Origin of the sequence: Streptomyces sp. SID5643 (assembly GCF_009872555.1) — a bacterium.
Classification (GTDB): Bacteria; Actinomycetota; Actinomycetes; order Streptomycetales; family Streptomycetaceae; genus Streptomyces; species Streptomyces iakyrus.
Map to the genome: position 1 here is coordinate 83541 of NZ_WWIC01000002.1, position 25831 is coordinate 109371.

At 71.9% G+C, this 25831-nt stretch carries 23 protein-coding genes; 7 read left to right on the top strand and 16 right to left on the bottom strand.

Going from position 1 to position 25831, the window contains the following annotated elements; genetic code table 11:
* Positions 1-53 precede the first annotated feature (53 nt).
* From GTY56_RS00595 to GTY56_RS00605, 3 genes are all read right to left on the bottom strand, one after another.
* Complete coding sequence (locus tag GTY56_RS00595; protein ID WP_202509560.1) at positions 54-698, bottom strand: GNAT family N-acetyltransferase; 645 nt, start codon at positions 696-698, stop codon at positions 54-56.
* An 85-nt stretch (positions 699-783) separates the two neighbouring features.
* Positions 784-2691, bottom strand: a complete 1908-nt coding sequence (locus tag GTY56_RS00600) for an IucA/IucC family protein (protein WP_237524333.1) — start codon at positions 2689-2691, stop codon at positions 784-786.
* Positions 2692-3106: 415 nt separating this feature from the next.
* Entirely contained in the window at positions 3107-4576 is a 1470-nt protein-coding gene (locus GTY56_RS00605) for an aminotransferase class III-fold pyridoxal phosphate-dependent enzyme (protein ID WP_346345390.1), read from the bottom strand.
* Between the two features lie 344 nt (positions 4577-4920).
* Between GTY56_RS00605 and GTY56_RS00610 the strand changes: the two genes are divergently transcribed.
* A complete protein-coding gene (locus GTY56_RS00610; RefSeq protein ID WP_161361402.1) occupies positions 4921-6144 on the top strand; it encodes a trypsin-like serine peptidase in 1224 nt (407 codons plus the stop codon).
* Here GTY56_RS00610 and GTY56_RS00615 read toward each other — a convergent pair.
* Entirely contained in the window at positions 6119-6373 is a 255-nt protein-coding gene (locus tag GTY56_RS00615) for a hypothetical protein (RefSeq protein WP_161361404.1), read from the bottom strand. The genes GTY56_RS00610 and GTY56_RS00615 overlap by 26 nt on opposite strands.
* A gap of 6 nt (positions 6374-6379) precedes the next feature.
* On the opposite strand from GTY56_RS00615, the gene GTY56_RS00620 reads away from it, so the two are divergent.
* Positions 6380-7588: a trypsin-like serine peptidase gene (locus GTY56_RS00620; RefSeq protein ID WP_161361406.1), complete on the top strand. Its 1209-nt coding sequence runs from the start codon at positions 6380-6382 to the stop codon at positions 7586-7588.
* A gap of 87 nt (positions 7589-7675) precedes the next feature.
* Here the strand turns inward: GTY56_RS00620 and hflX are convergent, their stop codons facing one another.
* The 6 genes from hflX to miaA form a co-directional block, all read right to left on the bottom strand.
* Positions 7676-9169: a GTPase HflX gene (gene hflX, locus GTY56_RS00625; RefSeq protein WP_161361407.1), complete on the bottom strand. Its 1494-nt coding sequence runs from the start codon at positions 9167-9169 to the stop codon at positions 7676-7678.
* A 126-nt stretch (positions 9170-9295) separates the two neighbouring features.
* A complete protein-coding gene (locus tag GTY56_RS00630) occupies positions 9296-10927 on the bottom strand; it encodes a M1 family metallopeptidase (protein ID WP_161361409.1) in 1632 nt (543 codons plus the stop codon).
* 103 nt (positions 10928-11030) lie between these two features.
* Positions 11031-13208 (bottom strand): RelA/SpoT family protein, encoded by a 2178-nt coding sequence (locus tag GTY56_RS00635; RefSeq protein WP_161361411.1) that lies wholly within the window; start codon positions 13206-13208, stop codon positions 11031-11033.
* Positions 13209-13505: 297 nt separating this feature from the next.
* On the bottom strand, positions 13506-14378 hold the full coding sequence (gene dapF, locus GTY56_RS00640; protein ID WP_161361414.1) for a diaminopimelate epimerase: 873 nt from the start codon (positions 14376-14378) through the stop codon (positions 13506-13508).
* A gap of 28 nt (positions 14379-14406) precedes the next feature.
* Complete coding sequence (locus tag GTY56_RS00645) at positions 14407-14919, bottom strand: hypothetical protein (RefSeq protein ID WP_161361475.1); 513 nt, start codon at positions 14917-14919, stop codon at positions 14407-14409.
* Positions 14920-15027: 108 nt separating this feature from the next.
* Complete coding sequence (gene miaA, locus GTY56_RS00650) at positions 15028-15966, bottom strand: tRNA (adenosine(37)-N6)-dimethylallyltransferase MiaA (protein ID WP_161361415.1); 939 nt, start codon at positions 15964-15966, stop codon at positions 15028-15030.
* 182 nt (positions 15967-16148) lie between these two features.
* Between miaA and GTY56_RS00655 the strand changes: the two genes are divergently transcribed.
* The gene (locus tag GTY56_RS00655) at positions 16149-16418 is read left to right on the top strand and encodes a hypothetical protein (RefSeq protein WP_161361417.1); all 270 of its coding nucleotides are present in this window, start codon (positions 16149-16151) and stop codon (positions 16416-16418) included.
* Positions 16419-16444: 26 nt separating this feature from the next.
* A complete protein-coding gene (locus tag GTY56_RS00660) occupies positions 16445-16792 on the top strand; it encodes an antitoxin (protein ID WP_161361419.1) in 348 nt (115 codons plus the stop codon).
* 121 nt (positions 16793-16913) lie between these two features.
* Here the strand turns inward: GTY56_RS00660 and GTY56_RS00665 are convergent, their stop codons facing one another.
* From GTY56_RS00665 to GTY56_RS00680, 4 genes are all read right to left on the bottom strand, one after another.
* The gene (locus GTY56_RS00665; protein WP_161361421.1) at positions 16914-17627 is read right to left on the bottom strand and encodes a class III extradiol dioxygenase subunit B-like domain-containing protein; all 714 of its coding nucleotides are present in this window, start codon (positions 17625-17627) and stop codon (positions 16914-16916) included.
* A 57-nt stretch (positions 17628-17684) separates the two neighbouring features.
* The gene (gene miaB, locus GTY56_RS00670) at positions 17685-19199 is read right to left on the bottom strand and encodes a tRNA (N6-isopentenyl adenosine(37)-C2)-methylthiotransferase MiaB (RefSeq protein ID WP_161361423.1); all 1515 of its coding nucleotides are present in this window, start codon (positions 19197-19199) and stop codon (positions 17685-17687) included.
* A gap of 64 nt (positions 19200-19263) precedes the next feature.
* Positions 19264-19917, bottom strand: a complete 654-nt coding sequence (locus tag GTY56_RS00675; protein WP_107459905.1) for a response regulator — start codon at positions 19915-19917, stop codon at positions 19264-19266.
* Positions 19917-20882, bottom strand: coding sequence for a sensor histidine kinase (locus GTY56_RS00680; protein WP_346345391.1), 966 nt, complete (start codon positions 20880-20882; stop codon positions 19917-19919). Before GTY56_RS00680 ends, GTY56_RS00675 begins: the two co-directional genes overlap by 1 nt.
* Before the next feature lie 206 nt (positions 20883-21088).
* Here GTY56_RS00680 and GTY56_RS00685 point away from each other — a divergent pair, with 206 nt between their 5' ends.
* Both GTY56_RS00685 and GTY56_RS00690 read left to right on the top strand, forming a co-directional pair.
* Positions 21089-21574 carry a cation:proton antiporter regulatory subunit gene (locus GTY56_RS00685; RefSeq protein ID WP_161361427.1) on the top strand — a complete coding sequence of 162 codons (486 nt, stop codon included), beginning with the start codon at positions 21089-21091 and terminating at the stop codon, positions 21572-21574.
* A gap of 4 nt (positions 21575-21578) precedes the next feature.
* Positions 21579-22796 carry a cation:proton antiporter gene (locus tag GTY56_RS00690; RefSeq protein ID WP_161361429.1) on the top strand — a complete coding sequence of 406 codons (1218 nt, stop codon included), beginning with the start codon at positions 21579-21581 and terminating at the stop codon, positions 22794-22796.
* A gap of 37 nt (positions 22797-22833) precedes the next feature.
* Here GTY56_RS00690 and GTY56_RS00695 read toward each other — a convergent pair whose 3' ends face one another.
* Positions 22834-23241 carry a pyrophosphohydrolase domain-containing protein gene (locus GTY56_RS00695; protein WP_161361431.1) on the bottom strand — a complete coding sequence of 136 codons (408 nt, stop codon included), beginning with the start codon at positions 23239-23241 and terminating at the stop codon, positions 22834-22836.
* A gap of 96 nt (positions 23242-23337) precedes the next feature.
* On the opposite strand from GTY56_RS00695, the gene GTY56_RS00700 reads away from it, so the two are divergent.
* On the top strand, positions 23338-24339 hold the full coding sequence (locus tag GTY56_RS00700) for a TAXI family TRAP transporter solute-binding subunit (RefSeq protein WP_161361433.1): 1002 nt from the start codon (positions 23338-23340) through the stop codon (positions 24337-24339).
* Between the two features lie 78 nt (positions 24340-24417).
* On the opposite strand, the gene GTY56_RS00705 is transcribed toward GTY56_RS00700, so the two are convergent.
* Entirely contained in the window at positions 24418-25824 is a 1407-nt protein-coding gene (locus GTY56_RS00705) for an ATP-binding protein (RefSeq protein ID WP_161361435.1), read from the bottom strand.
* Positions 25825-25831 lie beyond the last annotated feature (7 nt).

A 25831-nucleotide genomic window follows, 5' to 3' on the forward strand; every position in this document is an offset into this window, starting at 1 on the left:
GAACTGTGCCGACGCGGACCGCGTTCGATGAGTGATGGTGCGGTGACACAGCGCTACAGAAGAAGCCGGAGGGACCGGTCTCGGACCATGAGGGCGGCCCGCTTGGCGGGCAGGTCGACCTCGGCGGAGAACCGGAAGCCGGCGGTCAGGAAAGCGGCGATGGAGGGGGTGTTGCGAATGTCGGGCTCTGCGATGACGCGTGCGCAGGAGGGCCGCTGCGCGAGAACGAGATCGGCCACGACCCGCAGCAGCAGACCGCCGAGACCACGTCCCCGGTCCGCGACCGCACCGATCAGAAGGTGGATGCCCGTGTCATGAGGCCTGACCGGGTAATGGCCGGCCAGCGGGTCGAGATCGGCCCGGTAGATCTCCCAGTAGCTCATCGGTGTTCCGTTCAGCAGACCGACGCACGGCACGCTGCGCCCGTCGCCGGCGAGCTGGGTAAGCAAGTGGTCCTCGGCCACGTCCTGCGGTCCGGACAGCTCCCAGAACACCGCGGTCGCGGGGTCGTTCATCCAACGGCTGATGAGCGGAAGGTCGCGTTCGAGGAGCGCGGGGACGAGGTGGAACACGCCTGCGTGCGTGTCGGCCGGACCCCATTCGGCGACGCGGTCGAGGAGATCGTCGAGTGCGTCGTCATGCCCGCCCGTTCGGGGCGGAGGCTCGCCGGCCGCGTCGATCGGGTCGGAGGAAAGCATTGAACGCTCCTCTCGAAAGGGGGTGGGCATGTCCTCAGGGATGAGATGAAGGAGGTTCGGCCGTGGTCGGCGGCGATCAGGGTGGTCAGGAATGCAGGGGGTTGGCGATGGACACGTAGACGGACTGGCCGTCGACCGGGCCCACCAGTTCGTCGAGGCCGTGCAGCCGGGTCAGAAGGTTGGCTTTGCAGCGCAGGGCGGGTGAGTCGAGCAGCCGGGCGGGCAGCGAGCTGCGCAGCCGGGTAGGACCGGAGGCCGCGGTTGCGAGGAAGCGGCGGAAGGCGGCGAGCAGCAGCCGCTCGTCGGCCAGCCCTTGGGAGCCGAACGCGCCGATGAGGCCGAACACGTTGTTGACCACCAGGTAGTACACGAGTCGCTCGTCGGTGACCTCGTCGTCTACGAATGTGTCGCTCCGCTCTCCGATCCCGGGCAACCGGGTGCCGAGCTCCCCGCGCCGGGACTCGCGGAAGTAGTAGCCCTGGTTGTCGCGGTAGCGGCCTCCCCTGGGCCATCCGTCCGCGTCCAGCACGAGCAGGATGTTCTGCTGGTGTGCCTCCAGGGCGACACCGGCCTCGCCGTCCAGCCAGAGGACGGGGCGCACCACATGGCCGAGGTAGCGCAGGAACCACTCGGCGGCGACGGCTCCGGGGGGCCGGCCGGTGCGCCGGGCAAGACGCGTGACGAGTTCGGCGAGTCGGGACCGCAGGGCTGCATCGCACTTGGCCGGGTCGTGCTGGGCCCGGTCGTGCTGGGCCGGGTGCCCTGGCGCGTCGTCCCGCGCGGCTGGCGAGGACGGGCGCGGTGAGACGAGGCCGGCGACACAGGAGACATCGTCCGAGGGGCTGAATGGGTTGTGGCGGATCACCACGTCCAGTCCGGGCACCGGGGCCCCCTCGGGTGTGCCGACGGCGAGCCAGGCGGGGTCCCGAACGATGTCGAAGTCCAGGTGCGCGGCCCGCCACTGCTGTGCGAGGCCGCTGCGGAGCAGGCGGTGGACCTCGACGCCGCGATGAAGTTCCTTGCGGAGGTTCTCACGACGGGAGTTGGTGATGCGCAGGCCCAGCGAGAGCTTGAGCATCGCGGGGGCATGGGAGCGGTAGACGGTCCGTACGGAGGAGGTGGGATGCCAGTGAGGGCCGCCGGCACCGAGGTCACGGAGCAGTCCGGCGTCGAGCAGGGCAGCGGCCTCCGGCCGGTGACGGATCTCGTGCGCCTGCCAGGGGTGCAGGGGCAGCAGGGCGTACCCGTCCGGCAACGCCGGTGCGGGACCGGCGAGTCGGGCGGTGAGGCGGGGGGCGGCGACAGGGCGGCCGCGTTCGGTCCAGGAGGAGTCGGTGGCGAGGACGGAGGGGGCGACAGCCATCCAGTGCAGAGGGAAGGAGCCGCGCGCCTCGGGTGAGTACAGGAGGGCTTGCGCCTCGCTGAGACCCTCGCGACCCTTCGGGGTCGGGTGCAGGGGATGTCCGAGGAGGAGTGCCTGCTCCGCTGTCAGGAACCGGTCGGGGCCGTCGGCCGGTCGTTCCCGGCGGGCGGTGACGAAGCGGGCGACGCGTCGGAGGGAGTCGGCAACGCCCGCCACGAGGTCGGTGCCGTCGCTGAGGCCACCGGTGATGGAGCTGGGGGCGGCCGTGGGGAAGGAGTCGGGTACGCGGTCGTCGCCCGAGCCGTTCGCGGACATCTCCCTGGTGAGCAGGGCGGCGAGCGTGAGGGCGTCGACCGGTGGGGCGCTGTCGGGAGTGCCTGCCAGACGAGGTCGGCCGAAGCGGTGCCAGCCCGTCGGGGACCAGTAGCGGACCGGGGCGGACAGAGCCGTGCCGCTGGCGGGAAGGGGGATGTGCAGGTGGCCGTCGGCCGGGGCGGACTGGTTCGTCTCGCGCGCCCAGCAGCGGAGCAGGTTCTCCACGGCGGCGGCTACGGCCACTGTGTGGGGGTCGGGATGCGTCAGGGGGTCGGGGCCATGGTCTTCGCCCAGCCCCTGGGCGGGTTTCGCCATCGGCCGCTGATGAGGGACCCGCGGGTTCGGCGACATCTCCGGCGGCCGGGCGTCGACGGACCCTTGGCCAGGCGTCGGGGTGTGGGAGTGGGAGTGGGGGGTGGCGTTCACGGCGGGTACCTCTTGGAGTGGTCCGGATCATGCTGGTGAGGGCTGTGGGCTGGGCGGCCTCACTCGGGTGTGGCTGCGCGGTGCTGGGGAAAGGCGCGCGGGCTGTGATCGGGTGGGCTGTTGGTCGTGCCGACTGAGGGCGTACGGGCTCATGGCGCGCCAGCGAGCGGCGGACAGACTGCCGGCAGGCCGACACAATGCGGGCAAGTGGACCGGGCAGGCGCACCTGGGCGGGCAGACGGCTGAAGGCAGACGCCTCACATTCGGGCACCGCGCGCTCCCTGCCGTAGGAGCTCACCGCGGCTCAGGGTGCGGCTGCCGGGCCACCCCCACGGCATCGAGCCGCTGTCCGGACCGCGTCGGCCAGGCGGTCCAGCACGGCGGCCGCTTGTTCATCGGTGAGGGTCAGGGGCGGCAGCAGTTGCACGACGCCGGCGTGACGGCCGCCGAGTCCGACAATGAGGCCGCGCCGCAGGCACTCCTGCTGGACCGCGGCGGCCAGTCCGGGGGCGGCGGGCCGGGGGTGGCGCGCGCCGCCCGGCATCATCGACGCCGCCACACCGCCCTCCGCAGCTACGGGAGCGCCGGCTACGGGAGCGCCCGAAAATCCGGAGTCCCCCTCCTGCTCCGGGTCCACCAGCTCGACCCCGAGCATCAGTCCCCTCCCTCGCACATCCCCTACACAATCCAAGTCCGAGGCGAGGTCCCGCAATTGCCCCAGCATGCGCTCCCCCAGGGCCGCCGCACGCTCGGCGAGGGCGTTCTCGCGGACGTGGGCGAGGGTTGCCGTGCCGGCGGCCAAGGCGAGTTGGTTGCCGGGGAAGGCACCGACGGGAGCGCCGGCTTCCCCGATGTCGAGGTCGTCGCGGTAGACCACGACGGCCAGCGGGAGGCTGCCGCCGATGGCTTTGGAGAGCACCATCACGTCGGGGGTCACACCGCTGTGCTCCACCGCCCAGAAGGCGCCGGTCCGGCCCACGCCGGTGTGGATCTCGTCGACGATCAGCGGGATGGACCGGTCGGCGGTGAGCTGTCGCATGCGCCGCAGCCAGGTGTGCGGTGCGGGGATCACCCCGCCCTCGCTCTGGACGGGCTCGACGAGCATCCCGGCGGGCAGCGGCACCCCGGGTCCGCGGTCGTCGAGGAGGGACTCGGTCCAGCGGGCGGCGAGGTCGGCGCCGCGCTCACCCCCGACACCGAAGGGGCAGCGGTAGTCCTGAGGGTAGGGAAGGCGGTCGACCCGCAGGTCCGGGGTGTGCGCAGAAGTGCCGTCGAGGGCTCGGCACTCAGTTCCGCGGCCGGAACCGCTGAACGCGAGGAGGCCACTCCGACCGGTCGCCGCGCGGACCAGCGTGTAGGCGGTCTCGACGGCTTCGCTGCCGGCCGGTCCGCAGAAGCGCACGCGTGCCCGCTCGGCGAGGCCCGGGGGCAGGGTGCGGTACAGCTCGGTGAGGAACGCGTCCTTCGCGGGTGTCGCCAGATCGAGGGCGTTCAGGGGTGCGCCGGAGTCGAGGACCTTGCGGATGGCTTCCAGGACGACCGGGTGGTTGTGGCCGAGGGCGAGGCTGCCGACGCCGGAGAGGCAGTCGAGGTAGCGGCGACCGTCCGCACCCTCGATGGTCAGTCCCCGCGCCCGCACCGGAACGATCGGCAGGGCCCGGGCGTAGGTCCGGGCGGCCGGTTCGCGCGCGGCTTGGCGGCGCAGGATCGCCTCGTGCCCGTTGCGCGAGGCGAGGCCGCTCGCGTCAACGACTGCGCCGGGGAGGGGTTTCACCCGCTTACGCTCCACAGCGGCCTTCTCCGACGCACAACCCCCACGGGTGGATTCCGCCACGATTTCCCTGACCTCCCACTGGGCACGGGCACAGAGGACCGCGCACAGACAGCAGGCCCCCCACCGCTACCAACCGCGGATCACTCACCTGGTTACGGGTTGCCTCAAGATCCTTTCCGTAACGGAACTGTTGCGGACCCGTCGGATCGCCCCCACAGCCACCGCATAGTGTGTGGTGCCGTTCCCGGACACCGTGCGGTCCCCGAACCGCCCACGTGACAGCGGGAATCGGGGCCGAGGCACCGGTTGGTCCACGTTCGTTCCGTATCAGGGGGAGTCAGATCATGCGATCCACACGGCCGTCGTCCCATGCCAGCCGAGAGGGGAGGGCGGGCCGCAGGAATTCCCCCGTACTGGCCGCCGTGGCCCTCGCATCGGCGCTCGCGCTCACCGGCACCGCCTGCGAGTCGGGCGACGCCACGGCGGGCGGTGAGGCCTCCGCCTCGGCCACCGCTTCCGACGACGGCAAGCTCAGGATCCCGGACGACATCAGGGACCGGCTCCGCGAGCACGGGATCGACGTCGACAAGTGGAAGAACGGCGCCTGGAAGAACTGGGACCGGGACGACTGGCTTCGCGAGGCCAACGAGTACATCAACCCCATCATCGAGGGGCTCTGGAACCCGGACCGGATGCGGGAGGCCGAGGAGCCCGACCAGGGCGTCGACGAGAGCGACCTCTCCGGAGACCAGGGTGTGACCGACCCGACGCCCGAGCCGGTCGAGGCGCAGGCCGTGCCGCCGTCGTACCACGCCAACGCCCCGACGGCCGGGAAGGTGTTCTTCGACTCCCCCAAGGGCTCGGCAGTCTGCTCGGCGACCGTGGTGAAGGACCCGGCCCACCCCGGCAAGTCCAACCTGGTGTGGACGGCGGGTCACTGCGTGCACGCGGGCAAGAAGGGCGGCTGGTACCGCAACATCGCGTTCGTGCCGTCGTACAACGACGACGGCAGGCCGGTGGAGGAACTGGAGAACGTCACCCGTGAGGACGTCGCTCCCTACGGTGTCTGGTGGGGCGACTGGGCGCAGACCTCGGACCAGTGGATCGAGCAGGGCGGTTCGACGGGCGGCGACGGCGCACCGTACGACTTCGCGGTCATCCACGTGACACCGGAGAAGGGCAGCGGCGGCAAGTCGCTGGAGGAGATGGTCGGTTCGGCGCTGCCGGTCGACTTCAAGGCGCCCGCCGTGCCGCAGATGAAGAGCCTCACGGCGATCGGCTACCCGGCCGCGCCGCCCTACGACGGACAGAAGCTGTACAGGTGCGAGGACCGGCCCGGGCGGCTGTCGGTCACCGCGTCGGATCCGACGATGTACCGCATCGGCTGCACCATGACCGGCGGTTCGTCGGGCGGCGGCTGGGTCACGACCGGCTCGGACGGCAAGCCGGCGCTGGTGTCCAACACCTCGATCGGCCCGGTGACGTCGGGCTGGCTGGCCGGACCGCGCCTGGGCGGCGTGGCCAAGGGCGTGTACGACTCGGTCAGCAAGAAGTTCGCCGGCCGGTGACAGCCGGCTGAAGGGCGCCGTCGGTGGGGCGCCACACCCCGCGGAAACCTTCACCGCCCCACCCCGGTACGCCCTCAACTCCCCGGGCATAGTGGGGTGTCGCGCGGGAGCCGACGCGCACGTCCATGACATGCGCACGTAGCACCCGCCCCACCCCGCACACCGCCGGGCCCAGCACCAGCACCAGCACCAGCACCAGCACCACATACGTACGCACAACGGGGGTCATCGCACCATGCGTTCCACACGTACGCCCGCACCCAGGCGCGGGCGGCGCACCGTCCTCGCAGCCACCGGCCTCGTCGCCGCCCTGGCGCTCACCGCGACCGCCTGCGACGGTTCGGCGGACTCGGCGAGCGACAAGCCCGACGCCACCTCGTCGCAGGCCGCCGCGGACGGCAGCGGCGGCGGCAAGGTCACGATGCCGGCCGATCTCGCGGGCAAGCTCAAGGAGCACGGGATCGACGTCGACCGCTGGAAGGACGGCGGTTGGAAGGACTGGGACAAGGACAAGTGGCTCAGTGACGCCAAGGACTTCGTCAACCCGGTGATCGAGGGCCTGTGGAAGCCGGAGCGGATGCAGTCCGCCGAGGAGGCCGACAAGACGGTCACGACGAAGGACGCGTCGGCCGGCCAGGGTGTCAGCGACCCGGATCCGGCTCCTGTCCGGGCGCAGGCGGAGAAGACGCCGTACCACCGCAACGCGGCGCCGGTCGGCAAGGTCTTCTTCGACTCCCCCGACGGCCCGGCCGTCTGCTCCGGCACGGTCGTCAAGGACGTGAACCACCCGGGCAAATCCAATCTGGTGTGGACCGCGGGCCACTGCGTGCACGCCGGCGGCAACGGCGGCTGGTACCGCAACATCATGTTCGTCCCGGCCTACAACGACCTCGGCAAGTCCGAGGCGGAGATCAGCAACGCGAACCCCGCCGAGATCGCGCCCTACGGCAACTGGTGGGCGAACTGGGCCTCGACATCGAACCAGTGGATCCAGGGCGGTTCGGAGAGCGGCGGTGACGGAGCGGCGTACGACTACGCCGTGCTGCACGTGAAGCCGGAGCAGGGCGCCAAGTCCCTGGAGGAAACGGTCGGCGCCGCGCTGGACGTGGACTTCTCCGCCCCGTCCGCGGCCGAGGCCGCCAAGATGGGCGCCTGGGGCTACCCGGCCGCGCCGCCCTACAACGGCGAGAAGATGTTCAAGTGCATCGACATCCCCGGCCGGTTCTCGCTCAGCCCGTCCCTGCCGACGATGTACCGCATCGGCTGTGACATGACCGGCGGTTCGTCCGGCGGCGGCTGGTTCCGGGTCGTGAACGGCAAGTCGGTGCTGGTCTCCAACACCTCGATCGGCCCGGCCGACAACACCTGGCTGGCCGGTCCGCAGCTGGGCCGCGACGCCGAGGCGCTCTACCAGAACATGAGCAAGACGTACGGCGGTCAGTGACCCGAGCATGCCGAAGGCCCGCTCCCCGTCGACGGGGGGCGGGCCTTCGGGCGGTCGGCTCAGATCACGGCGCCGGCCAGGTCGTGCTCAGAGCGCCGGCGCGGGAACGTACGGCGTGAGTTCCGCCGCCAGTTCCTCGTGCACCCGCACCTTGAGCAGGGTGCCCTCCGGGGTGTGCTCCTCGGAGATCACCTCACCCTCGTCGTGGGCTCGGGCGACCAGCTTGCCGTGCGTGTACGGCACGAGCGCCTCGATCTCGACCGAGGGTCGCGGCAGCTCGTTGTCGATGAGCGCGAGCAGCTCGTCGATGCCCTGGCCGGTGCGGGCCGAGACGGCGATGGACCGCTTCTCGACGCGCAGCAGCCGCTGGAGCGTCAGCGGGTCGGCCGCGTCCGCCTTGTTGATCACGACGATCTCGGGCACGTCGGTGGCGCCGACGTCCCGGACCACCTCGCGTACGGCGGCCAGCTGCTCCTCCGGGAACGGGTGCGAGCCGTCCACCACGTGCAGGATCAGGTCGGATTCGCCGACCTCCTCCATCGTGGAGCGGAACGCCTCCACCAGGTGGTGGGGCAGATGGCGTACGAAACCGACCGTGTCGGCCAGCGTGTACAGCCGTCCGCTCGGGGTCTCGGCCCGGCGCACGGTCGGGTCGAGGGTCGCGAACAGGGCGTTCTCGACCAGCACGCCCGCGCCCGTGAGGCGGTTGAGCAGCGAGGACTTGCCGGCGTTGGTGTAGCCCGCGATGGCGACGGACGGCACCTTGTGGCGCTTGCGCTCCTGGCGCTTGATCTCGCGGCCGGTCTTCATCTCCGCGATCTCCCGGCGCATCTTCGCCATCTTCTCGCGGATCCGGCGCCGGTCCGTCTCGATCTTGGTCTCACCGGGACCACGGGTGGCGAGGCCGCCGCCCTTGCCGCCGCCCATCTGCCGGGACAGCGACTGACCCCAGCCGCGCAGTCGCGGCAGCATGTACTGCATCTGCGCGAGAGCGACCTGCGCCTTGCCCTCTCGGGACTTGGCGTGCTGGGCGAAGATGTCAAGGATCAGGGCCGTCCGGTCGATGACCTTGACCTTGACGACGTCCTCGAGGTGGATCAGCTGGCCCGGGCTGAGCTCACCGTCGCAGATGACGGTGTCCGCGCCCGTCTCGACGACGATGTCGCGCAGTTCCTCGGCCTTGCCGGAGCCGATGTACGTGGCCGCGTCGGGCTTGTCGCGGCGCTGGGTCACGCCGTCGAGCACCAGCGCGCCGGCCGTCTCCGCGAGGGCGGCGAGCTCCGCGAGGGAGTTCTCCGCGTCCTGCACGGTTCCCGAGGTCCAGACGCCGACGAGGACGACCCGCTCCAGACGGAGCTGGCGGTACTCGACCTCGGTGACGTCCTCGAGCTCGGTGGAGAGGCCCACCACTCGGCGCAGAGCCGCGCGGTCGGAGCGGTCGAACTGGTCGCCGTCCCGCTCTCCGTCGATCTCGTGGCTCCAGGCGACGTCCTCTTCCATCAGGGCATCGGCCCGAAGACCCTCGGGGTGGCTGTGCGCGAAGCGCTTGGAGTCCTGGGAAAAGGAAGAAGAGGAGGTCATTGGATCCTTACGTAGATGGGAAGCCGTTCACTTTCTGCAACGCGTGGGCGGTCCGGGAGATTCCCGGCACCCCGTACCGCGCCGATCTGAAGATGTTCGCACGGCACGGGGCGTCTCGTCACTGTGTTATCGGGCGGGCGTCCCCACCGCTCGGACCTGCTTCGCCGGAGCCTTCGGCTTCGCTGCCGGAGCCTGCGGGGTCGCTGCTGGGGCCTGCGGGGTCGCTGCCGGGACCTGCGGGGTCGCTGCCGGGTCCTGCGGGGTCGCTGCCGGGTCCTGCGGCTTCGCGGGCGTCTCCGGCTTCCAGTCCGGGTGCCCCGGCATCGGCGGGGTCTTCTCGCCGTACAGCCAGCCCTGGAAGAAGCCGTCGAGGTCACGCCCGGAGATCTCGGCGGCGAGCTCGACGAAGTCCTGGGTGGTGGCCGTGTCGTCCTGGTGGCGGACGACCCAGGCGCGTTCCAGGCGCTCGAAGGCCGGGCGGCCGATCTCCTGGCGCAGGGCGTACAGGACGAGCGCGGCGCCGTCGTAGACGTTGGGCCGGAAGATGCCGGTCTTGCGGGCGGGGTCCGGGGCCTTGGGGGCGGCGGGGGGCCCGCCGGCGGCGCGCCAGCGGTCGGAGGCGCCGTAGGCAGCCTTCATCCGGGCCCTCATCGGCTTGCCGGCCTGCTCCTCGGCGTACAGCGCCTCGTACCAGGTGGCGTGTCCCTCGTTGAGCCACAGATCGGACCAGGTGCGGGGGGTGACGCTGTTGCCGAACCACTGGTGGGCCACCTCGTGGACCATGATCGATTCGACGTACCAGGGAGGGTAGACCGGCTCGGTGAAGAGTTCCCGTTCGAAGAGCGAGAGCGTCTGGGTCTCCAGTTCGAAACCGGTGGAGGCGTCGGCCACGAGCAGGCCGTACGTCTCGAAGGGGTAGCGGCCGACCTTGCCCTCCATCCAGGCGATCTGGCCGGGGGTCTTCTGAAGCCAGGGTTCGAGTGCCTCGCGGTCGCGGGTCGGGACGACGTCCCGTACGGGCAGGCCGTGCGGGCCCGTACGGTGCAGCACCGTGGAGCGGCCGATGGACACCTGGGCCAGCTCGGTGGCCATGGGGTGCTGGGTGCGGTAGGTCCAGGTCGTCGACCCGCCGGACTTCTGCACTCCGGCTGCCAGGCCGCCCGCGACGGCCGTGTGGCCGTCGGGCGCGGTCACCCGGAAGGTGAACATCGCCTTGTCGGAAGGGTGGTCGTTGCAGGGGAACACCAGGTGCGCGGCGTCGGCCTGGTTGGCCATGGCGAGGCCGTCGGCCGTGCGCACCCAGCCGCCCTCGCGGCCCTCGGCGGGCACGGGATCACTGGTGTGCCGCACGGTGATCCGCATCCAGGTGCCGTCCGACACCGAGTCCTCGGGTGTGATCACCAGGTCCTCGCCGGCGGAGCGGAATTCCGCGGGGTCGCCGTCGACCTCGACGGACTCCACCTTGCCGTGGGCGAAGTCCAGGTTGACCCGGTCCAGGTCGGCGGTCGTCCAGGCGTCGATGGTCGTGACGGCTTGCAGCGGCTCGCTGTTGTTGCCCGGGTAGGTGAAGGCAAGGTCGTACGACGCCACGTCGTAGCCGGGGTTTCCGAGGTACGGGAAGAGGCGGTCGCCGACGCCGAGCGGGGCGACGGGGGCGCTCGCGGCGACGAGGCAGACGGAGACAGCCGAGGCGAGCAGGGCGGCTGCGGTCCGGCGACGGGTGGGGGTGGTGGCCTGGCTGTGGGGGGTCAGGAGCATGCCCCACGGCTATCAGCGAGCGGCCGGGCGGCGGGGACGGCGCGCTTTCGTCCCACCCGAACCGGGGACCGGGGCCTGAGCCGGGTGCCGCCCCGGCGGCGCGTCAGCCGCCCTGCGGCTGCGGCTGCGCCCGGCTGACGTCGTACACCCCGGCCACGTTGCGCATCGCCCGCATCAGGGCGGGCAGGTGGCCGGCGTCCGGGAGCTGCACGGTGTACGTGTGCCGCACCTGCTGCTGGGTCGGGGGTTCGACGGTCGCCGACACGATCTCGGCGCCCTCGGAGGCCATGGCCTCGGTGAGGTCGGCCAGCAGATGAGGGCGGACGAACGATTCGGCGACCAGCGTGACCCGGCATTCGGCGGCCTCTCCCCAGCGCACGCCGACCTCCCCGCGCCCCCCGTCCTTCATACGCGCCACCGCGGGACACTCCACGCGGTGCACGGTGACCGCTCCCCCGCGTACGGCGAAGCCGGTGATCTCGTCGGGCGGTACGGGCGTGCAGCAGCGGGCGAGCCGGACGGGCGCGCCGGGCAGGTCGGCGAGGACATGGCCGGCGCCGGTGCACCCGGCGGGCTGCTCCGGAGCCGTGTCCGGTTCGGGGGCGCCGACGGGCCGCGGAGCCGTCCGGTCCTCGGCGATCCGGTCCTCGCTCTGCTGCTGGGACTCCGCCTGAACCGGATGCGCGGTCAGCCACCGCTGGATGGCGATCCGGGCCGCGGGCGTGTGGGCGTGCTCCAGCCACTCGCGGGAGGGTTCCGACGCCGGGTCCTGGCCCATGAGGAGCTGGACGGTGTCGCCGTCCTTGAGGACGGTGCTCAGCGTCGCAAGACGGCCGTTCACCCGGGCCCCGATACAGGCGTGCGCGTCCTCGCCGTACTGCGCGTAGGCGGCGTCCACGCAGGTCGCGCCCTCGGGCAGGCCGAGTGTGCCGCCGTCGGGTCGGAATACGGTGATCTCGCGGTCCTGGGCGAGGTCCTCGCGCAGGGTGGACCAGAAGTGGTCCGGGTCGGGTGCCGCCTCCTGCCAGTCGAGGAGCCGGGAGAGCCAGCCCGGACGGGTGGGGTCGACACGCTCGCCGTCGGCCGGGTCGTCGGGGGCGGGCGCGTAGGGGTTGCCGAGGGCGACGACGCCGGCCTCGGCGACCTTGTGCATCTGGTGCGTGCGGATGAGGACCTCGACGACCTGGCCGTCCTCGCGCGCCACGGCCGTGTGCAGCGACTGGTACAGGTTGAACTTCGGTACGGCGATGAAGTCCTTGAACTCGGAGACCACCGGCTTCAGGCAGGTGTGCAGTTCGCCCAGGACGCCGTAGCAGTCGGCGTCCTCGTTCACCAGGACCAGGACGCGGCCGAAGTCGGAGCCGCGGAGCCGGCCGCGTTTGCGGGAGACGCGGTGCACCGAGACGAAGTGACGGGGCCGGATGAGGACTTCGGCGGTGATGTCCGCCTCGCGCAGCACACCGCGTACTTCGTCGGCGACCTCGGCGAGGGGATCGTCCGCGCGGGCGGCGTTGCGGACGATCAGCTCCCTGGTGTGCGCGTACTCCTCGGGATGCAGGATCGCGAAGACCAGGTCCTCCAGTTCGGTCTTGAGCGCCTGGACGCCGAGCCGCTCGGCGAGCGGGATGAGCACGTCACGTGTCACCTTGGCGATGCGTTCCTGCTTCTCGGGGCGCATGACGCCGAGGGTGCGCATGTTGTGCAGCCGGTCGGCGAGTTTGATCGACATGACGCGGACGTCGTTGCCGGTGGCGACGAGCATCTTGCGGAAGGTCTCGGGCTCGGCGGCGGCGCCGTAGTCGACCTTCTCCAGTTTGGTCACGCCGTCGACGAGGTAGCGGACCTCCTCGCCGAACTGGTCGCGTACCTGGTCGAGCGTCACGTCCGTGTCCTCGACGGTGTCGTGCAGCAGGGACGCGGTCAACGTCGTGGTCTCGGCGCCGAGTTCGGCCAGGATCAGGGTCACGGCGAGCGGGTGCGTGATGTAGGGCTCACCGCTCTTGCGCATCTGGCCGCGGTGCGAGGACTCGGCCAGGACGTAGGCGTGGCGCAGGGGTTCGAGGTCCGCGTCCGGGTGGTGGGCGCGGTGGGCCTCGACGACGTGACTGATGGCGTCGGGCAGCCGGCCACGGGCGGCGGGGCCGAGCAGGGCCGCGCGGCCGAGGCGGCGCAGGTCGATCCGGGGGCGGGCCTTTCTGCGGGGGGCTGTCGGCGTCACCGGTCCTGACACCGCGCCCGGCATCGGGCCTGGGGTCACGGAATTCGTGGCCTCCGCACTCATGGGCACCTCCGGCTGCGTCAACCGGCGGACGGGGTGCCCCAGAGCGGACACGGCTCAGGGAGCGGCTTCGGTCCCCCGTCCGGGCCGGTGCTTGATGCTACCGAGCCCACCACGCCCGACTGACCGCCTCTCGCCGAGCGTGAAACTGATCACCCATTCGAGGGATGAATGTGAGGTTTGTACCCCTGCCGGTCGCAACCTTGACCGTGCGATTTCCGCCAAGTGGCTGGTTGCCAACGGTGGTTTCGGGTCGGGTGGCCGAAGGGGCGCGGGTGATTCAGGACGACCGGTTCCGGCTCACGCGGACACGGCGGCTTCCAGCCAGTCGGCGTCGATCCCGCCCTCGGCCACGATCACGGCCGGGCCGGTCATCTCGATCTCGCCGTCGGGCCGCTCGGTGATCACCAGGGTGCCGCCGGGGACGTCCACGGTGTAGGTCACGGGGGTGCCGGTGGCCGTCGGGTCGGCGCCGTCGCGGCGGGCGGTGGCCACGGCGACCGCGCAGGCACCCGTGCCGCACGAGCGGGTCTCACCGGAGCCGCGCTCGTGCACGCGCAGGGCGACGTGTCCGGGGCCGCGGTCGACCACGAACTCGACGTTCACACCGTCCGGGTAGGCGGCGGCCGGGCTGAAGGGGGGCGGGGAGAGCAGGTCACCCGCGTGCGCCAGGTCGTCCACGAAGGCGACCGCGTGCGGGTTGCCCATGCTGACGTTGCGCGCGGGCCAGCTGCGCTCGCCCACGCTCACCGTGACATCACCGTCCGGGAGCACCGCCCGGCCCATGCCGACGGTCACGTCGCCGTTCTTGGCGAGGTGCACGGTCTTCACTCCCCCGCGCGTGGCGACCGCGAGGTCTCCCTCGGTCACGTGACCCGCGCGCTGGAGGTAGCGCGCGAACACCCGAACGCCGTTGCCGCACATCTCCGCGATGGAGCCGTCGCCGTTGCGGTAGTCCATGAACCACTCCGCCTCGGCCGCCATCCTTTCGGCCTCCGGGTGGGCGGCGGAGCGGACGACGTGCAGCAGACCGTCGCCCCCGATGCCCGCGCGCCGGTCGCACAGGGCGGCGACGGCGGCCGGGGGCAGGTCGATGGCGTTCTCGGGGTCCGGGACGATCACGAAGTCGTTCTCGGTACCGTGCCCCTTGAGGAAGGCGATCCGCGTGCTCATGCCTCGATCGTAACGGGGCACGCGCCCCCTACCGGAGTCGCGCCACCCGCCACACGGCCAGGACCACCACGAGGGCCACGACCAGGGCATACGCGAGGACGACCCGCCAGTCGGGCCTGCGGCCGGAGCCACGGGCCGGCAGGCCCGGCAGGGTGTAGCCGACGCGGCGGGCGGCCATCATGCCCCAGCCGGCCGCGCAGGAGCAGATGAGCAGGCCCAGCATGGCGATGACGGCCCCGCTGTCGCCGAAGTCGAAGGCGAGCGGGAAGGCGAACATCAGGGAGCCGAGTGCCGCGAGGCCCACGATGGGGGCCAGCTGCCAGATGCGGAGCCGGCGCTGCGGGCGCAGCTCGACCTCGACCTCGTCGGCGAACATCTCGCCGGGCTCGGGGCCGTCGTCCGTCACGCCCTGCGCCTCGTCGGGCCCGTCGGAGCTGAGGTGGTCCGCCTCCTGCTCGGGTGCGGCCCCGGGCCCCGGCTCATCCCGCTCGGCGGTGATGTGATCCGTGCTTCGTGCGGTGTCGCGAGGGCCGGCCTCCATCGCCACGCGCCCTCCCAACTAGGACTCAACTCGGTCGATCGAAGCTCGATGATGGCACGCCGCCGAAGGACCGGATGACGGCCTGGGCGTCCCGATGCCATGACGTGATCAGGCTGTAACCGGTCGTTCGACCAAGGACAGCGCGAGCTGCGGAAGTTCCGTGAGATCGGCTGCCGCCCCACTCAACCAGTGCACCCGCGGGTCGCGCCTGAACCACGAATCCTGGCGGCGCGCGAAGCGCTTGGTGGCACGGACGGTCTCGGTCCGCGCTTCCTCCAGCGTGCACTCCCCGGCGAGCGCCGCGAGCACCTGCTGGTAGCCGAGCGCGCGCGAGGCCGTACGCCCTTCACGCAAACCCTGCGCCTGGAGTGCGCTCACCTCGTCCACCAGGCCGGCGTCCCACATCCGGTCGACCCGGCGGGCGATGCGCTCGTCGAGCTCGGGGCGGGCCACGTCGACGCCGATCTGAAGGGTGTCGTACACGGAGTCGTGGCCGGGGAGGTTGGCCGTGAACGGCTTGCCGGTGATCTCGATCACCTCCAGGGCCCGGACGACCCGGCGGCCGTTGCTCGGCAGGATCGCGCGTGCGGCCTCGGGGTCGGCGGCGGCCAGACGGGCGTGCAGCGCGCCGGGACCGCGCAGCGTGAGTTCCTCCTCCAGGCGGGCGCGAACCTCGGGGTCGGTGCCGGGGAACTCCAGATGGTCGACGGCCCCGCGCACATAGAGTCCGGAGCCGCCGACCAGGATCGGCCAGCGGCCCTCGGCGAGCAGGGCGTCGATCCGTTCCCTGGCCAGGCGCTGGTACTCGGCGACGGAGGCCGTGACGGTCACGTCCCAGATGTCCAGCAGATGATGGGGGACGCCGGCCCGCTCCTCGGGCGTCAGCTTGGCGGTGCCGATGTCCATCCCTCGGTAGAGCTGCATGGAGTCGGCGTTGACGACCTCACCGCCGAGACGCTGGGCCAGGAAGACGCCCAGATCGGACTTTCCGGCCGCGGTAGGTCCGACGACGGCGATGACGCGGGGGGCGGGGTGTGCACTGCTCACCGCCCCAGTCTCGCAAACCTCGAACCCTGGTCTCGAACGAGTTACGTGACGCCACGGCCGCGGGGTCGTTGCCCGTTGCGAGGTTCCTGCCGCCGGATCACAGAGGCGGTGGCCCGGGCCGCGCAAACCGACGCACCGGGCAACGCGGGATTTCGCCCGCACGAGTAACGTATGGAGTGGATATGGGCGTTTTTGCACGACTTCTCCGGCGGTCGAAGGCCACGGCGGAGACGCCTGCAGCCGAGGCTCAGACCGACACGGCGAAGGCCGGGCCCGAGGAGGAGACGGCCGAGACCGCGGAGGCCAAGGGCACCGACGGAGCCGGGGAAGCGAAGGAGCCGGCCGGCGAGGCCGCCGCCGAGGTCACCGAGCCCGAGGGCGTCGACATCCCCAAGCAGCAGTCCACCGAGAAGGCTGCCGACAACGAGGCCGGTGAGGGCGCCCGTACCTGACCGCCCCGCGCGAGGGAAGGTGAGCCATGGGTCTCCTGCACAACGTGAAAGCCAAACTGGGCCCTGCCAAGGGCAAGGTCTCGGACCTCGCACAGCGGCACGAGGACAAGATCCACCACGGTCTCGACAAGGCCGCGCAGGCCGTCGACAAGAGGACCAAGGGCAAGTACAGCGACAGGATCCAGTCGGGCACGGGTCGGGCCAAGGGCGCCATGGGCCGCCTCGCGCACCAGGGTGAGAGTGGACCGGACGGGGGTGGCGCGACACCGCCGCCGGGCACCGGGACCACGCCGCCGGAAACGGGCCGCACGGCACCGCCGCGGGACCCGGGTGGCACCACGCCGCCGGACGACGCACCTCCGCCTGCTTCCTGACGCGGACGCCGGCACGCTGAAGGGCACATCGGCGGACGGCCGCGGAGCACCTGCTCCCGGCCGTCCCCGCCGCTTTCTCCCCTGCGTGTTGTCCGCTGCCTTCCTGGCGGCCACCCGCGCTCTACGACCAGCCGGCGACGATGTATCCCACGCCGTACGGAGCGTCCTCGTAGAGCAGCGATCCACCGAGGTCCGCGCCCTCGGCCGCGCCCGCCAGGACCTGCCAGGGGGCCCTGCCGGACGCCTTCAGCTCGTGGGCCAGTCCGGTGTCGAGCGCGGTGAGTGCGGCCACGTCCGCCGCGCCCAGCGCCCGCGCGACCTCCGCGTCGAACGGGGCCGCCCGTTCGTCCAGATAGCCCGGGGCCTTGAGCGTCCGGCACGCGCTCGCGTCTCCCATCACCAGCAGGGCCACCCGCTCGTCCCGCGCGGCGATGTCCCTCCCGGTGTCCGCGCACAGGCCGGGCGGGGACGACTCCCCCATCCCGAGTCCCTCGACCGGGGCGTCGGACCACCCGGTCCGCTCCAGCAGCCAGGCGGCCACCGCCAGGGCGTACGGCAGTCGGCGTCCCGGGTCCGCGCCCTCGGCCGCTCCCAGACGTACATCGAGGTCGACGCCGAAGCCCCGGAAGGAGCCGGCCGTTCCCTCCGGGTACGTCTCGGGCCCGGCACCGTCCACAGGGCCGACGACCACGAGGCGGCCGGGCCGGGCGGCGGCGAGCACGCCCAGCGCGTCCGTGCAGGCGTCCCGCACGGCGTCCAGTTCGGGGGCGGCGCCCGCGGCGACCTCAGGCACCAGCAGGGGCGGACAGGGGCAGACAGCGGCGGCGACAAGCATGATCGGCAGGGTAACCCTCACGAGCCGCCGCCACCGCACAGGGCGGCCGCGGTCCGGTCAGTCGCAGCCGCACCCGCTCGCCACGGCCGGCAGGGGCTCGGGGGCGCCGATCTTCGGCAGTCCCAGCATCACCCCGACCGGCTTGGCCTTCTCGGCCGCGTTCCGCTTCTCCCAGGCGTCGCCCGCGCGCGTACGGCGCACGCCCAGCACGGGCCCCTCGGCCAGGAGGTGGTGCGGGGCCGCGTAGGTGATCTCGACGGTGACCACGTCGCCGGGGCGGACCTCCTGGTCCGGCTTGGTGAAGTGGACCAGGCGGCTGTCCGGGGCGCGGCCGGACAGGCGGTGGGTGGTGTCGTCCTTGCGGCCCTCGCCCTCGGCGACCATCAGCTCCAGCGTGCGGCCGACCTGCTTCTTGTTCTCCTCCCAGGAGATCTCCTCCTGGAGGGCGACGAGCCGCTCGTAGCGCTCCTGGACGATCCTTTTGGGGATCTGGCCGTCCATCTCGGCGGCCGGGGTGCCGGGGCGCTTGGAGTACTGGAAGGTGAAGGCCTGGGCGAAGCGGGCCTCGCGGACCACGTGCAGCGTCTGCTCGAAGTCCTCCTCGGTCTCGCCGGGGAAGCCCACGATGATGTCCGTGCTGATCGCGGCGTGCGGGATGGCGGCGCGGACCTTCTCGATGATCCCGAGGAAGCGCTCCTGGCGGTAGGAACGGCGCATCGCCTTCAGGACCGGGTCGGAGCCGGACTGGAGCGGCATGTGCAGCTGCGGCATCACGTTCGGCGTCTCGGCCATGGCGGCGATGACGTCGTCGGTGAAGTCGCGCGGGTGCGGGGAGGTGAAGCGGACGCGCTCCAGGCCGTCGATCTTCCCGGAGGCGCGCAGCAGCTTGCTGAAGGCTTCGCGGTCGCCGATGTCCGAGCCGTACGCGTTGACGTTCTGACCGAGCAGCGTGATCTCGGAGACGCCCTCGGCGACCAGGGCCTCGATCTCGGCGAGGATGTCGCCGGGGCGGCGGTCCTTCTCCTTGCCGCGCAGGGCCGGGACGATGCAGAAGGTGCAGGTGTTGTTGCAGCCGACGGAGATCGAGACCCAGGCCGCGTAGGCGCTCTCGCGGCGGGTGGGCAGCGTCGAGGGGAACGCCTCCAGCGACTCGGCGATCTCGACCTGAGCCTCCTCCTGCACGCGGGCGCGCTCCAGCAGGACGGGCAGCTTGCCGATGTTGTGCGTGCCGAAGACGACGTCCACCCAGGGCGCCCGCTTCACGATGGTGTCGCGGTCCTTCTGCGCGAGGCAGCCGCCGACCGCGATCTGCATGCCGGGGCGGCTCGCCTTCTTCGGGGCGAGGTGGCCGAGGTTGCCGTACAGCTTGTTGTCGGCGTTCTCCCGCACGGCGCAGGTGTTGAAGACGACGACGTCCGCGCCGTCGGCACCCTCGGGGGCGCGGACGTAGCCAGCGTCCTCCAGCAGTCCGGACAACCGCTCGGAGTCGTGGACGTTCATCTGGCACCCGTAGGTGCGTACCTCGTATGTGCGCGTGCCGCCCACTGACTGGCTCCGGTCGATGCTGCTCATGGGGACAAGGGTAGGCGGTCGGCGAAAGTGGCTCGGCCGCCTGTGGACAACCGGCGCACCGGCCTCACGGCTCGATGAGTCCGGCCCTGATCGCGTAGCGGGTCAGCTCCAGGCGGTCGCGCATGCCGAGCTTCTGGAGGAGGTTGGCACGGTGACGCTCTACCGTCTTGGCGCTGATGAAGAGCAGTTCGCCGATCTCCTTCGAGGTGTGGCCCTCGGCGACCAGCTTGAGGATCTCCTCCTCGCGTTCGGTGATGGCCCTCTCCGGCAGGCCGTCGCCCCGGTGCAGCCGCTCCAGGTAGGAGCGGACGAGGGCGCGTTCGGCGCCCGGGTAGATGAACGGCTCGTCGCGCACGGCCGCCCGGCAGGCCTCGACCAGGTCGCGGTCCGCGACGGACTTGAGGACGTATCCGCTGGCCCCGGCCCTGAGCGCCTCGAAGAAGTACTCCTCGTTGTCGTACATCGTCAGGATCAGGATGTGCAGGCCGGGCAGCCGGCGGGAGAGTTCCCGGGCCGCCTGGAGGCCGGTCATCCGGGGCATGGCCACGTCCAGGACGGCCAGGTCGACGGCGGTCTCGCGGGCGCGTGCGACGGCCTCGGCCCCGTCACCGGCCTCGGCGACGACCGTCAGGTCCGGTTCCCCGTCCAGGATGAGGCGCACGCCCCGGCGTACGAGGGTGTGGTCGTCGGCGAGCAGGACGCGGATCGGTGGGGACATCAGCGGGACCCTTCCGTCGCCGGTGCGCCTGCTGTCACCGGTATGCGCAGCCGTACGTCGGTGCCCCTGCCAGGGGCCGGTTCCAGGCTCAGGGCGGCGCCGATCAGCAGGGCGCGCTCGCGCATGCCCGTGATACCGGCGCCCTCGGGGGCGTGGCCGATGCCCGTGCCGTTGTCGCGTACGAGGAGTTCGACGCCGTCGGGGAGCGGCTGGAGGCGGAGTTCGGCGCGGTCGGCGGCGGCGTGCCGGGCGGTGTTGGTCAGCCCCTCCTGGGCGACCCGGTAGACGACGAGTTCCGCTTCCGGGGTCAGGGCGGGCAGATCGCCGGTGACGTGGTGGCGCACGGTCAGCCCGTGGGTCGTGAACTCGCCGGCGAGCGAGCGCAGGGCGCTGGCCAGCCCGAGTTCCTCCAGGACGCCGGGGCGCAGCCGGCGGGCGATCCGGCGGATCTCGTCCAGGCCGGCCCGGGTCGCCTCCTGCGCCTGGCCGACCTCCTCGCGGAGGTCCTCGGGCGCCCGGTCGGCGACGCGCTTGAGCTGGAGGAGGACGGCGGTCAGGGTCTGCCCGACCTCGTCGTGGAGCTCCCGTGCGATCCGGTGCCGTTCGCTCTCCTGCGCGGACAGGGCCCGGGCTGCGCCGACGGCCCGTTCGGCCTCCAGCCGGTCGAGCATCGTGTTGTACGTCGTGATCAGCCCGGCCGTCTCCGCCGGACCCGCGACCACCGGCCGGGAACCCGGACGCAGCAGGTCCGCGGTGGCCATGGCCCGGTCCAGCCGTTCCAGGGGTACCAGGCCGAACCGCAGCACGAGGGCGTTGCCCGCGAGCAGCAGTACCAGGCCGCAGAGCAGGACGAGGGCCTCGCCGGCGAGAACGGGTGTGGACACGGTGACCGGGCCGAGCAGCAACGCCGTGGCCACGATCAGGCCGGCGGCGTTGAGCGAGAAGATCCGCCAGAACAACGACACGCTTCCCGATCCGCTCCTTCTCTCCTTCGCACGCTGCACGGCCCCCTCCGCCCTCTCCGGCGGCCGGCCGCTGCGTATATCCGTCACGACACCCATGTCGTCACCGTACGGCCGGATGGGAGCATGCGGACTTGACCCGTTGGGTGGTCGAGACCGTTCAACAGACCGACAAAGCACGACAAACAAGACGAACAAGGGGAAGCAACGTGTCAGCTCCGCGCCTGAGGGCGACGCCGCTGCCGGGTATCGGGGTCCAGTACGACCTGGAGACCCGGGAACACCGCCATCTGTCGGTGGTGGCGCATCGCGACGGCACCCGCACGGTGAACGTGTACCGGCCCGACGACCCCGACTCCTGCGCCCAGTCCCTGAAGCTGACCAGCGCGGAGGCGGGGTCGCTGATCGACGCGCTGAAGCCGTCCCACCACAGCCCGAGCCTGCTGTACACCACGGATCTGGGGCTGGTCGCCGAGCGGATCGAGGTGGCCGCGACCTCGCGCTGGAACGGGCGGGTGCTGGGCGACATGCGGATGCGGACGGAGACGGGCGCCTCGGTGGTGGCCGTGCTGCGCCGGGCCGAGGCGATCCCGTCGCCCGCGCCGGACTTCCGGCTGGCCGGCGGTGACACGCTGATCGTGGTCGGGACCCGTGAGGGCGTCGACGCGGCCGCGACCATACTCGAGCGGGAGTGAGCCGTTGCACTCCGCGGTTCTGCTCATCGAGTTCGGTTCCATCATTCTCGGCCTCGGCCTGCTGGGCCGGTTCGCCGGCCGCTTCCGGCTCTCGCCGATCCCCCTGTACCTGCTGGCCGGCCTGGCCTTCGGTGAGGGCGGTCTGCTGCCGCTGGGCGCGAGCGAGGAGTTCGTCGCGACCGGCGCGGAGATCGGCGTCATCCTGCTGCTGCTGATGCTGGGCCTGGAGTACACGGCGACCGACCTGGTCTCCAACCTCAAGACCCACTACCCCTCCGGTCTCGTCGACTGCGCCCTCAACGCGCTGCCCGGCGCCGCCGTGGCGCTGCTGCTCGGCTGGGGTCCGGTGGCCGCCGTCGTACTGGCCGGTGTCACCTGGATCTCGTCGTCCGGTGTGATCGCGAAGGTGCTGGGCGATCTGGGCCGGGTCGGCAACCGGGAGACGCCGGTGATCCTCAGCGTGCTGGTGCTGGAGGATCTGGCGATGGCGGTGTACCTGCCCATCGTCACGGCGCTGGTGGCGGGCGTCGGGCTGATGGCGGGGAGCGTGACCCTGGCGGTCGCGCTGGGCGCGGCCGGGCTCGTGCTGTTCCTGGCCCTGCGCTACGGCAGGCTCATCTCGCGGTTCGTCTCCAGCGACGACCCGGAGAAGCTGCTGCTGGTCGTGCTGGGTCTGACGATCCTGGTCGCGGGTATCGCGCAGCAACTCCAGGTCTCGGCGGCGGTGGGGGCCTTCCTGGTGGGCATCGCGCTGTCGGGGGAGGTCGCAGAGGGTGCGCACACCCTGCTGAGCCCCCTGCGTGACCTGTTCGCGGCGGTCTTCTTCGTCTTCTTCGGTCTGCACACCGACCCGTCGAGCATCCCGCCCGTCCTGCTGCCGGCCCTCGGACTGGCCGTCGTCACCGCGCTGACGAAGATCGCCACCGGGTACTGGGCGGCCCGGCGGGCCGGGATCTCCGTGAAGGGCCGCTGGCGGGCGGGCGGCGCGCTGGTGGCCCGCGGTGAGTTCTCCATCGTCATCGCCGGCCTTGCCGTCTCGGCCGGGATCGAACCGTCCCTCGGCCCGCTGGCCACGGCCTACGTGCTGATCCTGGTCGTTCTCGGCCCGCTCACCGCGCGCTACACGGAGCCGGTGGCGACCTGGTGGAGCCGGCGCCGCGAGCCCAGCCGCCCGGAGCCCGCGCCCCGGACGGCCGAGGCCGAGGCATCGGTCGCCGACTGAGGAGGGGGCCGGGCGGCCCGGGAACGCGACCCCCTGGTCAGGCGCCCCCGCCCGGCACCCACCCCTGTCTGCGCAGCACGCCCCGTACGTCCGGCGCCTCGTAGTGCTCGCCCTTGAGGACCTTGCCGTCCTCGCGGCGGGAGACCGAGCCGTCGGGGCCGATCTTCGTCATGTTGGAGCGGTGGATCTCGGCGAGCACCGCGTCCAGGTCGATGCCGTGCACGAGGGCGGTGCCGTACGCGACGTAGACCACGTCCGCCAGTTCTTGCGCGAGCCGGTCGAGCGGTCCCCGCACCGACACCTCGGCGACCTCCCGGGCCTCCTCGGCGAGAAGCTCACCCCGGTGGGCCGCCAGAGCCGGGGAGACCTCCGTGGGCGTGCTGCGGGCGTCCAGGCCGAAGGCCAGGTGGAACGCACGGACCAGGTCGGCGGGCGAAGAGCTCATGGGGCCGACTGTAGTGGCGCCCACTGACAGCCCCCGCCCTGCCCCTGTGACCCCTGCCCTGGTCAGCGGTGCACCCCGGCTGGCAGGATCGCCCGCATGCCCAGAACGCTCCCCCCGGTCGGCAGACGCCTGGCCCTGCAGGGCGGCACCGCCGCCCTCGTGGTCCTCGGCCTGCTCCTGTGGTGGCTGCGTCCCTGGGCCGCGGAGCCGCCGAGCGGGACGATCACGTTCAGCACGGGCACCCGTGCGGGGGTGTACCACGAGTACGGCGAACTCCTGCGCAACGAGATCGACAAGGACATGCCCGACCTGAAGGTGCGGCTGCTGACCAGCGCCGGCTCACAGGAGAACGTCGCCGACGTGGCGACCGGCAAGGCCGACTTCGCGATCGCCGCCGCCGACGCGGTCGCCACGTACAAGTTCGACAACAGCCCGGGGGCGGACCGGCTGCGCGGCGTCGCCCGCCTGTACGACGACTACGTCCAGCTCGTCGTACCGCCCGACTCGGACATCCGCTCCGTCGCCGACCTGCGGGGCAAGCGCGTGGCCATAGGGCTGCCCGACTCCGGCGTACGGCTGATAGCCAACGGTGTGCTCAAAGCGGCCGGCATCGACCCGGAGAAGGACATCAAGCCGTCCTCGGACGGCATCGACACCGGGCCCAAGCGCCTGGGGCGCGGCCTCGACGCCTTCTTCTGGTCGGGCGGGCTGCCCACGGACGGCCTCAGCCGCCTGGCCAACAAGTCGGCAACGGCCTTCCGGTTCGTGCCGATCGACGCCGCGCTCGTGGCCAAGCTGCACGACCAGGGCGGCGCCACGCGCTACTACCGCGCCACGAAGATGCCGGAATCGGCCTACCCCACCATCCAGCGCGGCAAGCCGGTCCCGACCCTCGCGGTGTCCAACCTGCTGGTCACCCGCAACGACATGGATCCCCGGCTCACCGAGTGGCTGACCCGTACGGTCCTGGACAGCCGGGACCTCATCGGGGCGACCGTCCACTCCGCCCAGCTGGTCGACGTCCGCACGGCGATCTACACCGATCCGCTGCCACTGCATGCCGGCGCCCAGCGCTACTACCAGTCGGTCAAGCCGTAAGGCCCGGCCACGCCCGCGCCTCGCCCTCTGTCAGGCCGGAGGACCGGAGGGCAGGCCACGCCCGCGCCTCGCCCTCTGTCAGACCGGAGGAGCCGACCGCGGCACCGCCACCGTCACCTTCAGCCCGTGCGGCTCGTGACGGTCGTACGCGATCGAGCCGCCGCCCGCCGCGAGCAGCGCCCGCGAGATGGACAGCCCGAGGCCCGAACCCTTGATGTTCTGATGCCGGCCGCTGCGCCAGAAGCGGTCGCCGACGCGGGCCAGTTCCTCGTCGGTGAGCCCGGGACCGTGGTCGGTGACGACGACCGTGGAGGTGTCGCCCCGGGAAGTGACGCTCACCTCGACGGTCTCACCCTCGGGCGTGAACTTCACCGCGTTGTCGATGACCGCGTCCAGCGCGCTGGACAGGGCGACCGGGTCGGCCCACGCGGTCGTCGGCGGGCAGTCCCCCACCAGGCGCACGCCCTTGGCCTCGGCGGTCGGGGCCCAGGCCGCGAGACGTTCGGCGGCGAGCTCGCCGATGTCGGTGACCTTCAGATCCGCCTCGGTGTGCTCGGCCAGCGCCAGGTCGAGCAGGTCGTCCAGGACCTGCGCGAGGCGCTTGCCCTCGGCCTGGACCGAGGCGATCTCCTTGTTGCCCTCGGGCAGCTCGAAGGAGAGCAGCTCGATGCGCAGCAGCAGCGCCGCGAGGGGGTTGCGCAGCTGGTGCGAGGCGTCGGCGACGAAGGCGCGCTGCTGTTCCAGCACGTCCTCCACGTTGTCGGCCATCTCGTTGAACGACCGGGCCAGGCGCTGGAGCTCCGGCGGCCCGCCTGCGGCAGCGACCCGGGACTTGAGCCGCCCGGTGGCGATGTCGTGCGTGGTGGCGTCAAGGACCCGGACGGGCTTGAGCACCCAGCCGGTGAGCCGCAGTGCGGCACCGACGGCCAGCAGCATCGCGGCGAACTCGCCCGCGCCGATGACCAGCCAGCCGTGCAGCGTGCGCGAGCGCATCTGCCCGGTGGGCGAGTCGGTGACGACGACCGCGACGACGTCCCCGTCCCGGATCACCGGCGAGGCCACCACGAGGTTGCGGCGCTGCCAGGGCCACACCTGCTTCGGATCGTGGCTGCGGCGGCTGAGCTTCGCCTCGGAGAAGGCGTCCCGGACCTCGCCCTCGATGGGCAGGGACCAGTCGGCCGGGGCGTGGGCCATGGCCACGCCGGTGCGGTAGAAGACACCGGAGCGGATGCCGTAGACCTCGTAGTAGCTGCGCAGCTCGCTGCTGAGGGTGGCCAGCCGCTCGTTCTCGAACGCGCCGGTGGTCCCGTCGGGCGAGTCGGTGACGAACTGCGCGAGGGCCGCGAAGCGTGCCGTGTCGTCGATCCGGTCGACGACGACCTTCTGCTGCTGGGCGCCGGCGAGGCTGACGGCGAGCGGGACGCCGAGGGCGAGCAGCACGGCCGCCATCAGGATGATGAGCAGCGGGAGCAGACGAGTGCGCACCCGGCCC

What these genes read in the sequence shown, in the direction of transcription:
- GTY56_RS00595 (WP_202509560.1), bottom strand. Translation starts at nt 698, where the DNA reads ATGCTTTCCTCCGACCCGATCGACGCGGCCGGCGAGCCTCCGCCCCGA.
- GTY56_RS00600 (WP_237524333.1), bottom strand. Translation starts at nt 2,691, where the DNA reads ATGGCGAAACCCGCCCAGGGGCTGGGCGAAGACCATGGCCCCGACCCC.
- GTY56_RS00610 (WP_161361402.1), top strand. Translation starts at nt 4,921, where the DNA reads ATGCGATCCACACGGCCGTCGTCCCATGCCAGCCGAGAGGGGAGGGCG.
- GTY56_RS00615 (WP_161361404.1), bottom strand. Translation starts at nt 6,373, where the DNA reads ATGACCCCCGTTGTGCGTACGTATGTGGTGCTGGTGCTGGTGCTGGTG.
- GTY56_RS00620 (WP_161361406.1), top strand. Translation starts at nt 6,380, where the DNA reads ATGCGTTCCACACGTACGCCCGCACCCAGGCGCGGGCGGCGCACCGTC.
- hflX (WP_161361407.1), bottom strand. Translation starts at nt 9,169, where the DNA reads ATGACCTCCTCTTCTTCCTTTTCCCAGGACTCCAAGCGCTTCGCGCAC.
- GTY56_RS00630 (WP_161361409.1), bottom strand. Translation starts at nt 10,927, where the DNA reads ATGCTCCTGACCCCCCACAGCCAGGCCACCACCCCCACCCGTCGCCGG.
- GTY56_RS00635 (WP_161361411.1), bottom strand. Translation starts at nt 13,208, where the DNA reads ATGAGTGCGGAGGCCACGAATTCCGTGACCCCAGGCCCGATGCCGGGC.
- dapF (WP_161361414.1), bottom strand. Translation starts at nt 14,378, where the DNA reads ATGAGCACGCGGATCGCCTTCCTCAAGGGGCACGGTACCGAGAACGAC.
- GTY56_RS00645 (WP_161361475.1), bottom strand. Translation starts at nt 14,919, where the DNA reads ATGGAGGCCGGCCCTCGCGACACCGCACGAAGCACGGATCACATCACC.
- GTY56_RS00655 (WP_161361417.1), top strand. Translation starts at nt 16,149, where the DNA reads ATGGGCGTTTTTGCACGACTTCTCCGGCGGTCGAAGGCCACGGCGGAG.
- GTY56_RS00660 (WP_161361419.1), top strand. Translation starts at nt 16,445, where the DNA reads ATGGGTCTCCTGCACAACGTGAAAGCCAAACTGGGCCCTGCCAAGGGC.
- GTY56_RS00665 (WP_161361421.1), bottom strand. Translation starts at nt 17,627, where the DNA reads ATGCTTGTCGCCGCCGCTGTCTGCCCCTGTCCGCCCCTGCTGGTGCCT.
- miaB (WP_161361423.1), bottom strand. Translation starts at nt 19,199, where the DNA reads ATGAGCAGCATCGACCGGAGCCAGTCAGTGGGCGGCACGCGCACATAC.
- GTY56_RS00675 (WP_107459905.1), bottom strand. Translation starts at nt 19,917, where the DNA reads ATGTCCCCACCGATCCGCGTCCTGCTCGCCGACGACCACACCCTCGTA.
- GTY56_RS00695 (WP_161361431.1), bottom strand. Translation starts at nt 23,241, where the DNA reads ATGAGCTCTTCGCCCGCCGACCTGGTCCGTGCGTTCCACCTGGCCTTC.
- GTY56_RS00700 (WP_161361433.1), top strand. Translation starts at nt 23,338, where the DNA reads ATGCCCAGAACGCTCCCCCCGGTCGGCAGACGCCTGGCCCTGCAGGGC.